General features: G+C 32.9%; 14 protein-coding genes. 4 read left to right on the top strand and 10 right to left on the bottom strand.

The genetic code is table 11. The annotated features are described in order from the left end of the window. The gene (locus GKC53_01590) at positions 1-888 is read left to right on the top strand and encodes a GTPase Era (GenBank protein ID QRN40850.1); all 888 of its coding nucleotides are present in this window, start codon (positions 1-3) and stop codon (positions 886-888) included. A 6-nt stretch (positions 889-894) separates the two neighbouring features. On the opposite strand, the gene holA is transcribed toward GKC53_01590, so the two are convergent. From holA to gatC, 5 genes are read right to left on the bottom strand one after another with little or no spacing between them, the layout of a single operon-like run. Next, positions 895-1,860 (bottom strand): DNA polymerase III subunit delta, encoded by a 966-nt coding sequence (gene holA, locus GKC53_01595; protein ID QRN40851.1) that lies wholly within the window; start codon positions 1,858-1,860, stop codon positions 895-897. 44 nt (positions 1,861-1,904) lie between these two features. Continuing rightward, on the bottom strand, positions 1,905-2,390 hold the full coding sequence (locus tag GKC53_01600) for a hypothetical protein (GenBank protein ID QRN40852.1): 486 nt from the start codon (positions 2,388-2,390) through the stop codon (positions 1,905-1,907). Between the two features lie 10 nt (positions 2,391-2,400). Further along, positions 2,401-3,831 carry an Asp-tRNA(Asn)/Glu-tRNA(Gln) amidotransferase subunit GatB gene (gene gatB / locus GKC53_01605; protein ID QRN40853.1) on the bottom strand — a complete coding sequence of 477 codons (1,431 nt, stop codon included), beginning with the start codon at positions 3,829-3,831 and terminating at the stop codon, positions 2,401-2,403. A 43-nt stretch (positions 3,832-3,874) separates the two neighbouring features. Further along, on the bottom strand, positions 3,875-5,323 hold the full coding sequence (gene gatA, locus GKC53_01610) for an Asp-tRNA(Asn)/Glu-tRNA(Gln) amidotransferase subunit GatA (GenBank protein QRN40854.1): 1,449 nt from the start codon (positions 5,321-5,323) through the stop codon (positions 3,875-3,877). A 26-nt stretch (positions 5,324-5,349) separates the two neighbouring features. After that, entirely contained in the window at positions 5,350-5,646 is a 297-nt protein-coding gene (gene gatC, locus GKC53_01615; GenBank protein QRN40855.1) for an Asp-tRNA(Asn)/Glu-tRNA(Gln) amidotransferase subunit GatC, read from the bottom strand. A gap of 694 nt (positions 5,647-6,340) precedes the next feature. Between gatC and rplU the strand changes: the two genes are divergently transcribed. From rplU to purM, 3 genes are all read left to right on the top strand, one after another. After that, positions 6,341-6,652 (top strand): 50S ribosomal protein L21, encoded by a 312-nt coding sequence (gene rplU, locus GKC53_01620; GenBank protein QRN40856.1) that lies wholly within the window; start codon positions 6,341-6,343, stop codon positions 6,650-6,652. Between the two features lie 10 nt (positions 6,653-6,662). Next, positions 6,663-6,929, top strand: a complete 267-nt coding sequence (gene rpmA / locus GKC53_01625; GenBank protein ID QRN40857.1) for a 50S ribosomal protein L27 — start codon at positions 6,663-6,665, stop codon at positions 6,927-6,929. A gap of 137 nt (positions 6,930-7,066) precedes the next feature. Further along, positions 7,067-8,101, top strand: a complete 1,035-nt coding sequence (gene purM / locus GKC53_01630; GenBank protein QRN40858.1) for a phosphoribosylformylglycinamidine cyclo-ligase — start codon at positions 7,067-7,069, stop codon at positions 8,099-8,101. Between the two features lie 17 nt (positions 8,102-8,118). Here the strand turns inward: purM and GKC53_01635 are convergent, their stop codons facing one another. From GKC53_01635 to GKC53_01655, 5 genes are all read right to left on the bottom strand, one after another. Next, positions 8,119-8,442, bottom strand: coding sequence for a divalent cation tolerance protein CutA (locus tag GKC53_01635; protein ID QRN40859.1), 324 nt, complete (start codon positions 8,440-8,442; stop codon positions 8,119-8,121). A 72-nt stretch (positions 8,443-8,514) separates the two neighbouring features. Then, positions 8,515-10,191 carry a glutamine--tRNA ligase/YqeY domain fusion protein gene (locus GKC53_01640; protein ID QRN40860.1) on the bottom strand — a complete coding sequence of 559 codons (1,677 nt, stop codon included), beginning with the start codon at positions 10,189-10,191 and terminating at the stop codon, positions 8,515-8,517. 275 nt (positions 10,192-10,466) lie between these two features. After that, positions 10,467-11,318, bottom strand: coding sequence for a hypothetical protein (locus GKC53_01645; protein QRN40861.1), 852 nt, complete (start codon positions 11,316-11,318; stop codon positions 10,467-10,469). A 299-nt stretch (positions 11,319-11,617) separates the two neighbouring features. Next, positions 11,618-11,920: a hypothetical protein gene (locus GKC53_01650; protein ID QRN40862.1), complete on the bottom strand. Its 303-nt coding sequence runs from the start codon at positions 11,918-11,920 to the stop codon at positions 11,618-11,620. Between the two features lie 29 nt (positions 11,921-11,949). Beyond that, complete coding sequence (locus tag GKC53_01655) at positions 11,950-12,330, bottom strand: hypothetical protein (protein QRN40863.1); 381 nt, start codon at positions 12,328-12,330, stop codon at positions 11,950-11,952. Between the last annotated feature and the right edge of the window lie 8 nt (positions 12,331-12,338).

Genomic DNA, 12,338 nt, shown 5'->3' on the forward strand with positions numbered 1-12,338 from the left:
ATGCTAAAAGATTCATACAAGTCTGGTTTTATTAGTGTTGTTGGCCGACCAAATGTTGGTAAATCAACCCTAGTTAATCATTTGATAGGACAAAAAATTAGTATTACCTCCAAAAAAGCCCAAACCACACGTCATAAAATCAAGGGTATTTTTACTGATGAGACAGCTCAATTAATTTTTATTGATACTCCTGGGTTTCAAACCATCTATAAAAATTCCTTAAATCAGAAATTAAATGATAATGTTATAGCTGCAATTAAAGACTCTGACGTGGTTTTATTTGTTGTCGAGGTGAATAAATTTAAAGAAGCTGATCAAGAAGTTATTAATAAAATCCCACGTTATATCAAAACTATTTTAGTTATTAATAAGATAGATAAATTCAAACATGAGATTGATTTGAAGAGCTTTATTCAATCCTTTCAAAAATACCACTCCTTCGTTGATATTCAAACAGTTAGTGCTAAATACAACCATCAGACTAGTCATTTGATTGAGAAAATAAAAAAACAATTACCTGAAGGCTTACCTTTTTATCCAGAAGATATGCTAACTGATCGTTCTAGTCAATTTTTAGTGTCTGAAATTATCAGAGAAAAAATATTCCGATATATCGGCGAAGAAATTCCTTACCTGGTCAATATTGAAATTGATTCTTTTGAAATCCAACCAAAGCTCATCCGTATAAATGCCAGTATTTTAGTTGATAAAATCAACCACAAGGGTATGATTATTGGAAAAAATGGCGAAAAATTAAAAAAGATAGCTACTAAAGCTCGTCTGGATATAGAAAAATTACTAGGCAATAAAATATTCTTACAAACTTGGGTGAGAGTTAAATCAGGTTGGGCAGATGATATTAGGTTTTCAAAAGAATTAGATGATTAAATAAATTTACTTACTTAAATCGATTAATAGACTTTTAACACTATACCAAATATTACCTGTTTCTACCCCTTTAATCTGCCTGTCAATACTAGAACATTCTTGCAAAGCCCATATCAAACGACGTATAGAGATTCTTTGTATTGCCTTTTGAGCTACATATTGTTTATTTCCCCATAATTTTAAAGAATTTTTAACTGACGCAATTGTTTTGCCCTGTTTTAACGCACCACACAAACGAATTAAAGTACGAATGTCCTCACTAATAACCCAAATCATTAATACAGGCTCTGCACCATTTAACTCTAATACCTCTAATAATTTTAGTACACGAACAATATCGCCAGACATCCATGCTTCTGATATTTGAAAAATATCAAATCGTGCTACATTGGCAATTACTGACTGAATTTCATCTAATCCAATCAAATCCCCAGGTTTATGTAACAATGCCATTTTCTCAATTTCTTGATTTGCAGCTAATAAATTACCCTCAATCCGCTCTGAAAATAACATTAATGCATGTTTATCAATTTTTAAATTATACCGAGCCAACCGACCTAGAATCCAGGAAGGCAATTGACTAGGATAAATTGTCTTGGCTTCATGTAAGTCAGCTATTTCAGCCATTTTTTTAAACCATTTTGACTGAATTTGAGTTCTATCGATCTTAGGCAAAAAAATAACCACAGAAATATCTTCCATTTGCTGGATTTTATCTACCAAAAATTGCAATTGTTCACTTCCCAATTTTCCAGGCTTTCCATTAGCAATATGAATTTCTAGTAATTTTTTCTCAGAGAACAATTCTTGACTTTCGAGAGCATACCACAACTCATTCCAATTAAAATTAGTTTCGACCCTAAATACTTCTCTATGCAAATAGCCCTCTGCTTTAGCCTTTTTTCTTATAGTATCTAAAGATTCAAATCTAAATAAGTCCTCTTCACCATAAATGACATATAAAGGCTTCAATGCTTCTTACTCCTATGAGAAACTTAAATTAAAATGATCTATCATTACAAATCAGGCAAGAAATATAGTCGATTCACAATCGTATCTGCAACACTTGCATACATCTCATTCCGAAGATGCTGTTCCTCTTCTTGTGCAACTAAACTATCAATGTGATGTCTCATATAGCGTTCAACCACAACATCTATAGGCTCACCCCAAGGCTGGTTTTTATAATAGATTTGACACTTGACATGTAAAGTATACAAAAAATCATCAACACCCCCATAACGATTAATGGATTGTGTTTGTCGATTGAAATCAATTCTGGTAAATTGAATCACTGCTGCAACGTCAGATTCTTGAATAGTAACGCCACTACGCCTTAACAATTCTTTTTTCAAAGGTTGTGTGATTTCACCTCCATTGACTATATGCCAAATAGAATACTTTAAGCCAACATTTGTGCCAACGCCTCTTAAGTGAAAGCCACAGCTGACTAATAACAATAATAACGCTAGTAAAAAAAGATATCGTTTTAATGAAATCATTTAATTTTCCTTAAGAGATTTTTTCTTTGATTATTTTTTGTACTTGAGCGGGATTTGCCTTTCCTTTACTCAATCTCATCACCTGTCCTACCAGAGCATTTAAAGCCTTTTCTTTTCCTGCCTGATACTCTTCTACTGACTTTTGATTTGTACTTAATACTTCATCTATCATTGCTTCAATAGCACAAGCATCACTAATTTGTTTTAACCCATCTCTTTCTATCACCATATCAACTGTAAGATTTTCATTCCAAATTGCTTCAAAAACCTTCTTAGCTAGTTTACTTGATAATGTTCCATCTGCAATTCTTTCTACTAAATCAGCTAACTGTTGTACCGATATAGGAGAGTTTTTAAAAGAAAGATTTTCTTTATTGAGACAAGCTGACAACTCTCCATTCATCCAATTTGCAATTAACTTTGGTTCACTACTTAATTGAACTGCCTTTTCAAAAAATTCAGCATGTTCTTTGGAGGAGGTGACTTGATAAGCATCATATTCTGATAAAGAATACTCCTGCATGAATCGTGCTTTCATTTGGTGTGGTAATTCAGGCATTTCTGCTTTTACTTGATTTAACATTTCTTCAGTAATTTGAATAGGATTCAAATCAGGATCAGGGAAGTAACGATAATCGTGTGCATCCTCTTTGGTTCTCATTGTTCTTGTCTCACCAATTATTGGATCAAATAATCTAGTCTCTTGAGTCACTTCAATACCATCTTCATTCATTTCAATCTGACGCCGTGCTTCATAATTAATAGCTTGCTCGATATATCTAAATGAATTCAAATTTTTAATTTCACAACGAGTACCAAATTTTTCTTGACCTTTAGGACGAACAGACACATTAACATCCACTCTAAAAGAACCTTGAGACATATCGCCATCACAAATATCCAGCCAAGTAACCAAAGTATGTAATGCTTTAGCATACGCTACAGCTTCTTCAGCTGAATGCATTTCTGGCTCTGACACTACTTCAATTAATGGTGTGCCTGCTCTATTAAAATCAATAGCTGTTTGAGCATCGAATAAATCATGAATAGATTTCCCTGCATTTTCTTCCATATGAGCACGCGTAACGTTAATAGTTTTAACACTTCCATCTTTTAATGTAATATTTAATCGACCAAACTCCGCAATAGGATAAGTTAATTGACTAATTTGATAAGCTTTCGGTAAGTCTGGATAAAAATAATTTTTCCGATCAAACATAGTTACTGAGTTAATTTTTGCTTCTAGAGCCAATCCCAATTTAATTGCTTTATTAACTACTTCTTTATTGACTACGGGTAAGCTACCAGGCATTGCTAAATCAACAACATTAGCCTGAATATTAGGTTCTACACCAAAAGCAGTTGAGGAACCACTAAAAATCTTGGATTGTGTATTCAGTTGCACGTGTATCTCTAAACCAATTACCGTTTCCCAATTCATATTTTACTCTTTCTAATAATCTTATAATTATAAACTTCATTTTTTATCTGACCGGTGATTTTAAATGCCAGTCTGAATTCTGTTGAATCTGATACCCAATATTTAAAATCTTTGCTTCATCAAAATAATTGCCAATTAATTGCACACCTACTGGCATGGTATCCTTAGTATATGGTGCTGGCAAACTCATCCCTGGTAATCCTGCTAAATTTAAAAACAAAGTATATATATCTGATAAATACATTTTGACTGGATCGTTCATCAATTCACCTATTTTAGGAGCAATTGATGGTGTAACGGGTGCAAGAATAGCATCACAAGTTCTAAATATTTCTTGTAAATCTTCCACAATTAAGTGTCTTATTTTTTGAGCTTTCACATAATAGTCATCATAATAACCATGTGATAGTACATAAGTACCTATCATGATTCTTCTCTTAACTTCAGAACCAAACCCCTCCGCACGAGTTTTGCTGTACATTTCCTCTAAATTCTCATAATGATCCGTTCGATAGCCATATCTTACACCATCATATCGCTGTAAATTCGAACTTGCTTCTGCTGAAGCCAATACATAGTAAACAGGTATAGTAAATTTTGTCTTTGGTAAAGAAATATCTATAATTTTAGCACCTAAAGATTTTAACAGCTCAACTACTTCTAGTGTTGAAGAAGCTACTTCCCTATCCAACCCCTCTTGGAAAAATTCTCTAGGAATAGCTATTTTCATCCCCTTAACAGGTTGATTTAGATTTCTTGTATAATCCTCTTTTTCGTGTATTACACTAGTAGAGTCCCTTTTATCAAAAGCAATCATTTGGTTCAAAAGTAAAGCACAATCTTCCACAGTCTTTGCTATTGGCCCTGCCTGATCAAGACTAGAAGCATAAGCAACCATACCAAATCGAGAAACCAAACCATAAGTTGGTTTAATCCCTGTTACTCCACAGTAAGCAGAAGGTTGTCGAATCGAACCTCCTGTATCACTACCCAAAGAAACAGGTGTTAATCGGGCAGCAACTGCTGCAGCTGAGCCGCCTGAAGAACCACCGGGTACTCTTTGCACATTCCAAGGATTTAAAGTAGGTTTCCAATAAGAGGATTCTGTTGTAGAACCCATTGCAAACTCATCCATATTGGCACGACCAATTGGCACCATCCCTACATCATCCAACCTTTGCACCACAGTTGCTGTATAAGGTGCGACAAAATTGTTTAAAATTTTTGAAGCACAAGTTGTTCTCCATCCCAGATGACAGAATAAGTCTTTATAAACAATAGGAATCCCTGTTAACATACTTTTTTGACCAGAAGAAATTAATTCGTCAGCCTTTTTAGCTTGGTCTAAAGTTTTTTCTACATCGGTATAGATAATGGCATTATATTGGTCATTTTTTTCTATCTCTTTTAAAAAATATTGTGCCAATTCTTGTGCTGAAATTTCTCTATTGGTTAATAATTGACTTAACTCTTTAATTGTTTTGTTTTTCATAATTCTCTCTAAATTGACAACTGGTATTACTCAATTACTTTCGATACTGTATAAAATCCATGTTTGACTTCAGGTGCTAATGATTGAAATAATTCTCGTTGATTATGTTCTGTTACTTCATCTTCCCTTAACAGTTGATGGGTATGGTGATGATTAAAAATCATAACTTTTTGCATATCAATAGTTTCATCAATCGCTCGCATCTCCTGGATCAAATCAAAAACATGATTTAACTCATCTTGAATAACCTCTTCTTCATGTTCCGTCAAATATAAGCGAGCTAACCTAGCCAACTTCTTGATATCATTTCTTTCTAAATTCATAATGAATAACCTCACTAAATGAGAAATAAATTAATCGACTATAACCAAGCCATTATAATCTAAAATGAAAAAATACATGTATGATTATCAAAATTTTACCGTTTTAAGATAATTTAAACTCAATCGAAGATGATATACCAAGAATATAAAAAAATATTAAACATAACTAAATTTGTTGTATCCTTAAATAATAAAAACTTGTTGAATAGCTTTTGTTTTATTAGCTTTAAATTTCCTTTAAGAAAGAATTATCCACTTCATTTGAGTACTTGATGAATCTCTAACGCCCTATCAGATAGCTTTTCTCATCTAATCTAAAAGTGTTTGCCCTAAAAATAGCTGATTTAATGCTCATAATCCAATTATTGTGCAATATAAATCCCAAATTTCTCTAACTCTCTGGATTTTATAACTTGTAGTCGATACCCTAATTGTGTTTTTGACCACCAATGCTTCACCTTACTTGATTGACTTTACCAAGCTTTAGAAATACGCCCATACCATAACTGGTTCACTTACTTCTAAGCAATATTATCTGAAGAAAAATTACATGAAATTATAAGACTGATAAATAAATTATTCAAAATACAAATTGCCTAATTATAACAAATCCTTTACAATACGAGTGAATTTTTCTATTGTATTATCAATTTATAAAGTTCAATTTTTTAAAATATTTTTTGGAGTTGAGTCTATGTATGCAGTCATAAAAACCGGTGGGAAACAATACAAAGTTACACCAGGCGAAAAATTAAAAATAGAACAGATATCTGCAGAACTTGACAGCCAAATCATACTTGATAAGGTATTGATGACAGCTGATGGTGATGCAATAAAGGTAGGCACCCCTTTTCTGAAAGATGTCACTATAAAAGCAACAGTATTAGGCCATGGTCGTCATGAAAAGATCCGTATTTTCAAAATGCGTCGTCGTAAACATTATCAAAAAAGACAAGGCCATCGCCAAAATTTTACTGAAATTCGTATCGATACAATTAACCAATAAGGAGTATTTTATGGCATCTAAAAAAGCAGGCGGTAGTTCTAGAAACGGCCGTGATTCAGAAGCAAAACGTTTAGGCGTAAAAGTTTTTGGTGGTCAACTTATTCCCGCTGGTTCTATTATCGTACGCCAACGTGGAACAAAATTTCACGCAGGTGAAAATGTAGGTATGGGGAAAGACCATACTCTATTTGCAAAAGTTAATGGTCAGGTAGAATTTACCGTTAAAGGTACTCTTAATCGCAAAACTGTTAGCGTCAAGCCTGTCGAAAAAAAATAAATCATTATTTAAAGTAAAAAGAGCCTGGTGATATTTATCAGGCTCTTCTTATTTGGACAAATCACTTTATTTATACTAAATTTTCAGTATAATTGAAGCTAATTTCTTAACCTTGAATCAATGAAAGAACCTAATCCATGAATAAACCACTAGATTATAAAAGTGCAGGTGTTGATATAGAAGCAGGCAATCGCTTAATCGAAAATATTAAACCTTTTGCAAAAAAAACAATGCGCCCAGAAGTGCTAACTGGATTAGGTGGTTTTGGCGCACTTTTTGAAATTGGCCAAAACTATAAAAATCCAGTTTTAGTTTCAGGAACTGATGGTGTAGGAACAAAACTAAAACTGGCTTTTCAATGGAATAGTCATGAGTCCATCGGTATAGATTTAGTTGCAATGAGTGTTAACGATATTCTGGTACAAGGTGCAGAACCTCTATTTTTTTTAGACTATTTTGCATGTGGACAACTTAATGTAGATCAAGCTACTAAGGTTATCAAAGGCATCGCTAAAGGATGCGAAATTTCTAATTGTGCTTTAATCGGAGGGGAAACCGCAGAAATGCCTGGTATGTATGCTGGGGGAGAATACGATCTGGCAGGCTTCTCTGTTGGAATCGTAGAGAAAGATCTTATCATTAATGGTCACAATATTGAAGAATCTGATCTGGTTTTAGGTTTAGCATCCAGTGGTGCTCATTCCAATGGTTATTCTCTAATACGTAAAATTCTTGAACAAGAGGATCCAAATATAAATACTTCTTTTGATAATGGAAAATCTTTAAAGGAAGTTATATTAGAGCCCACCAAAATCTATGTTGACTCTATTTTGAATACTATGAAACAAGTTCCCATTAAAGGAATAGCCCATATTACTGGTGGCGGCTTATTGGAAAATATTCCTAGAATTCTACCCAAACACACCAAAGTAGTATTACATCGAGATACTTGGCAAATGCCAAAATTATTTACTTGGCTACAAGATGCAGGCAATATTCGAACACAGGAGTTGTATCGTACTTTCAATTGTGGTATCGGTATGATCGTTATAGTCAACAAAGAAGACGAAAAAGAAGCTGTAAAGACATTGAAAAATTCAGGTGAAACGGTCTTCACTCTAGGCGAAGTTCAACTTCGAAACAATAATGAACAACAAACCTTGATTGTTTAATACCATTCAATGGACTTTTAAGAAACAACGCTTATTTGTTTCATCGCCCAATCTAAGTATGCACGATTACAGTCTTCTGCTCTAAAACTAATAATCTCTGGTATTTTATAAGGGTGATTATCTTGTAAAAAAGCTTTTAGGATATCTAAATTATCAGGAATAGTTTTAATAAGCATTAAATATTCACATTGCTGCTCCATCTTATCTTGCCATACATAATGTGAACACACAGGAGAGGATATACTTACACAACATGCTAATTTATCCCTAACCATTCTTTTCGCTAATTTATTGGCTTTTTTTTCATTATCAATGCTGGTCATAACAATTAATAATTCCATAATTAGTCTTCATCTATGTTTTAGTATTTTGGGTTTACAATGCTTATCTTGTTTGTTTTGTCTTATTGGTTATTATTTTGACCAAGTATCCTTTAATGTCACCGTACGATTAAACACAGGTTTCTCTTCTGTATGATCGTAACGATCAGTGACAAAATATCCAAGTCTTTCAAACTGCCATCTTGACTCTTTAGGTAATTCATTGACTATTTTTTCTGCTCTTGCCTGAATAGTCCTGACTGAATCTGGATTAATAAATTCACAAAAATCAATTTCATTTCCATTTTCATCTTTAACCATATCAGGACGTGCTACAGTAAATAATCGGTCATACAACCGAACTTCTATTGGACTAGACAAATCTTCTGATATCCAGTGAATAACTCCTTTTACTTTCCTACCCTCTGGTTTTTTTCCCAAAGTATTGTAGTCAACACGACATCTTAATTCCACTACATGACCCATATCATCCTGAATCACCTCTTCACATTTAATCACATAACTATAACGCAATCTAACCTCTCCGCCCAACGTTAGACGCTGCCATTTAGGAGGTGGTTCTAAAGTAAAATCATCTCGTTCTATATAAATGATTCTACTGATTTTTACCTCTCTTTGACCCATTTCAGGCATCTGAGGGTGGTAAGGTACGTCTCTGGATTGTGTCAGAAATTCATCATAATTAATCAAATCAATTTTAATGGGATTCAGTACTGCCATCATACGAGGTGCAGTTTTTTCTAAATCATCTCGTATCGCTCCCTCTAAAATACTCAAATCTACCATATTTTCGCTTTTGGAAATTCCAATTCTTTTACAAAATAACTGAATACCTTCAGGCGTATAACCACGTCTTCTCATACCGGCAATCGTTGGCATTCTTGGATCATCCCAATCTGATACATAATTCTCAATTACTAAACGATTTAATTTGCGCTTAGACGTAACAGTATATAATAATTCCAAACGAGAAAATTCATATTGACGGGGTTTTGGCTCAATATCTAATTTTTCTAAAATCCAATCATACAAAGGCCTATGATCTTCAAATTCCAAAGTACACAATGAATGAGTGATTTCTTCTAGTGCATCAGAAAGGCAATGAGTATAATCATACATTGGATAAATACACCATTTATCTCCGGTGCGATGATGTCTTGCCCTTCTAATACGATAAATAATTGGATCACGCATATTAATATTACTAGAAGACATATCTATCTTTAAACGAAGGGTTCGCGTACCATCCTCGAACTCACCCTGACGCATGCGTCTAAACAGATCAAGATTCTCTTTTAAGTCTCTAGATCTATAAGGACTTTCTCTTCCAGATTCCTTTAGCGTCCCCCGATAATCTCGTATCTCCTCTATAGACAAATCGTCCACGTAGGCTAACCCCTTTTGAATTAAAATTTCTGCATATTCATACAACTTCTCAAAATAATTAGAAGCATATCTTGGTTCTCCATCCCAATGGAAACCTAACCAACAGATATCTTCCTGGATCGAATATACATATACCTCAGATTCTTTTTCTGGATTTGTATCATCAAAGCGTAAATGGCATATCCCCTCATATATAAAAGCCATACCAAAGTTTAAACAAAGACTCTTAGCATGCCCTATATGCAAATAACCATTAGGCTCAGGTGGAAAACGTGTGATAATTTTTTGATGTTTATTGCTTACCAAATCTTCTTCAATAATTGTTCTAATAAAATGGTTATCCGCAAAACTTTCTTTGTGCATAAATTTACCTATTATTTTTAGAATAAATACTAATTAACCAAATTGTACCATAATTAGTAACACAGTTACCTATAAGTGTAGGTTCATCATACATCCTAAAAACTAAAATTGAAACTTTGATTAAAATTGAAAATTTTATTAGTAATAATTTAAACCAAAGTAATTAAGTAAAGTGAAAAACTAGAACTTGTGGGGAATATTCACTAAATTATCTCAGTGAGAAAATTAAATATATTTAATAAGCTATTATTTTACTTATTTTTAAGAATAAACTTCTATTTTTTTAGGTATAACTCAGGATGAAGGAGCTTATCATTTAAAATACACGTTACCTTTTCCCCCTCTCTAAGAGTAAATCTCTGAGCAACCTTATTAACAGAAATTATGTGATTTTTTGTACTTAAGCTTCTAGAGATCAATAAAGTTTCTTCTCCTCTTTCATTCACATAATAAATATCAGGTACAACTTGATCCTTCCCAAAAACAAAAAATGTGTCAGCTCCATTATCATAAACAGCATCAATTAATATTTGAGAATTAACACTCATCTTATAAGAAGAATTAGAGCTAACTTTTTTTTCTGCTTTCAACATCAAATAGCTAGGAGTATTTCTCGTCTGTACAGTTGGTTTTCTATCACGTACAAATGACTTATTACTTTCAGTTCCTAATTTAGTAACAACCACCGGTGGTTTACTACTGATACTCATATTTTTTTTATTAGATTCTGAAGTATTTTTGTTTCTTGGTGGATAATTAAACTTTAGAATAAAAGTCGGCTTCTTTTTACTATTGAGATAAACTTGAAAATAGTAATCCCTTTTGTCTGTTACAACAGTCATATTCGTTGATTTAAGTTCTTTGGATATATTATTTTCTGTTGGTTTTATAAACAGTTTATTTTTAAATGGGCTAGCTTGCCAATTAGAGGTGTCTCCTACTGCTACGGCATTAATATTTTCAGCCCCAAATTCTATAGTTGTAGCATAACCTGCACTTGTATAGACCTCAACTATTTGATTAGGGTAATAGTCAACTGTCACTATCCTATCATCAGAATGTGCAAAAGACTGAAAAACCAATAGCAACACAGTACTTATCCAAAATTTATACATCTTTTTGTACATTTTTCTTTCCTATCAATCCATATTTATAAAATTTGACTATCGAGCGTATCAAAAAACCATACTTAGATCATACTGATTAATATATTCAAAGTCACAAGCACATGGAGATCTAGAAACTACTGGTGACGATGAAGCACATGAACACATGAATACCATCAATAAAATGTATAAGACTATTTTTTTCATATTCATACCTTTCCTAAACTGTAAGAATTCTCAAAGAAAACCCACCCAACTAACCAGATCTAGTTTTAACCCACCAGATATAGCCACATTTTCATAACTAACCAAATTAGCTGTTATTTATTTTGAGAAGAATTATCTATTATTTTCTCAACATTGGATTTTATTCTATTCATTTGCGCCTCTCCCATTTGCTTAATATCCTCTCCTTTTTTCTTTATAATGTCCTCCTGAACCTTAACCTTTTTCAAATAATCCTTTGGTAAATGATCATATAAGTTTTTCATCTGATTTTCTAAGTCTTCATTGACCTGTTTATTGACATCTGAAGTAAACTTTTCTGCATTCTTCCTGTGCTCTTCTTCATTTTGGTTTATATTTTGATTAATTTTTTGATCTAACTGATTAATATCTTCCATAATTACCTCCTTATATCTTATTTTCTGTACTAAAATTTGACTGTCGGGATAACTTCTTTGAAAAAAGCAACGTCTTCTTTAGGGAAGCCTGTTGATATTTTCTCTCTCAAATCAGGGACAGGATCAGAAACAAAATCACTAGGTTTTTCATTAGCTTGCATTTTTTGAACTGCATTTTTATGCTCAAGTACATTTTCAAATATCGCATTAATAGAATTTAAAGCAGCTTTTTGTACAGATGTTATTTGCTCACCAATAAGTGAAGTAACGTCATCTGACGATAAAACCATTTCAGGTATAGAATCAATCAAAGATTTTGATAGCCCTTTATGAGATTCTTTTGTTAATTTGTCAACTTCGCCTATCAAACTAGTAATTTTCTTATAATCAATATTACTTACATCAGTCATAACTCGCT

This window comes from Neisseriaceae bacterium (assembly GCA_016864895.1).
GTDB lineage: Bacteria > Pseudomonadota > Gammaproteobacteria > Burkholderiales > Neisseriaceae > QFNR01.

What these genes read in the sequence shown, in the direction of transcription:
- GKC53_01590 (QRN40850.1), top strand. Translation starts at nt 1, where the DNA reads ATGCTAAAAGATTCATACAAGTCTGGTTTTATTAGTGTTGTTGGCCGA.
- GKC53_01600 (QRN40852.1), bottom strand. Translation starts at nt 2,390, where the DNA reads ATGATTTCATTAAAACGATATCTTTTTTTACTAGCGTTATTATTGTTA.
- gatB (QRN40853.1), bottom strand. Translation starts at nt 3,831, where the DNA reads ATGAATTGGGAAACGGTAATTGGTTTAGAGATACACGTGCAACTGAAT.
- gatA (QRN40854.1), bottom strand. Translation starts at nt 5,323, where the DNA reads ATGAAAAACAAAACAATTAAAGAGTTAAGTCAATTATTAACCAATAGA.
- gatC (QRN40855.1), bottom strand. Translation starts at nt 5,646, where the DNA reads ATGAATTTAGAAAGAAATGATATCAAGAAGTTGGCTAGGTTAGCTCGC.
- rplU (QRN40856.1), top strand. Translation starts at nt 6,341, where the DNA reads ATGTATGCAGTCATAAAAACCGGTGGGAAACAATACAAAGTTACACCA.
- rpmA (QRN40857.1), top strand. Translation starts at nt 6,663, where the DNA reads ATGGCATCTAAAAAAGCAGGCGGTAGTTCTAGAAACGGCCGTGATTCA.
- purM (QRN40858.1), top strand. Translation starts at nt 7,067, where the DNA reads ATGAATAAACCACTAGATTATAAAAGTGCAGGTGTTGATATAGAAGCA.
- GKC53_01635 (QRN40859.1), bottom strand. Translation starts at nt 8,442, where the DNA reads ATGGAATTATTAATTGTTATGACCAGCATTGATAATGAAAAAAAAGCC.
- GKC53_01640 (QRN40860.1), bottom strand. Translation starts at nt 10,191, where the DNA reads ATGCACAAAGAAAGTTTTGCGGATAACCATTTTATTAGAACAATTATT.
- GKC53_01645 (QRN40861.1), bottom strand. Translation starts at nt 11,318, where the DNA reads ATGTACAAAAAGATGTATAAATTTTGGATAAGTACTGTGTTGCTATTG.
- GKC53_01650 (QRN40862.1), bottom strand. Translation starts at nt 11,920, where the DNA reads ATGGAAGATATTAATCAGTTAGATCAAAAAATTAATCAAAATATAAAC.
- GKC53_01655 (QRN40863.1), bottom strand. Translation starts at nt 12,330, where the DNA reads ATGACTGATGTAAGTAATATTGATTATAAGAAAATTACTAGTTTGATA.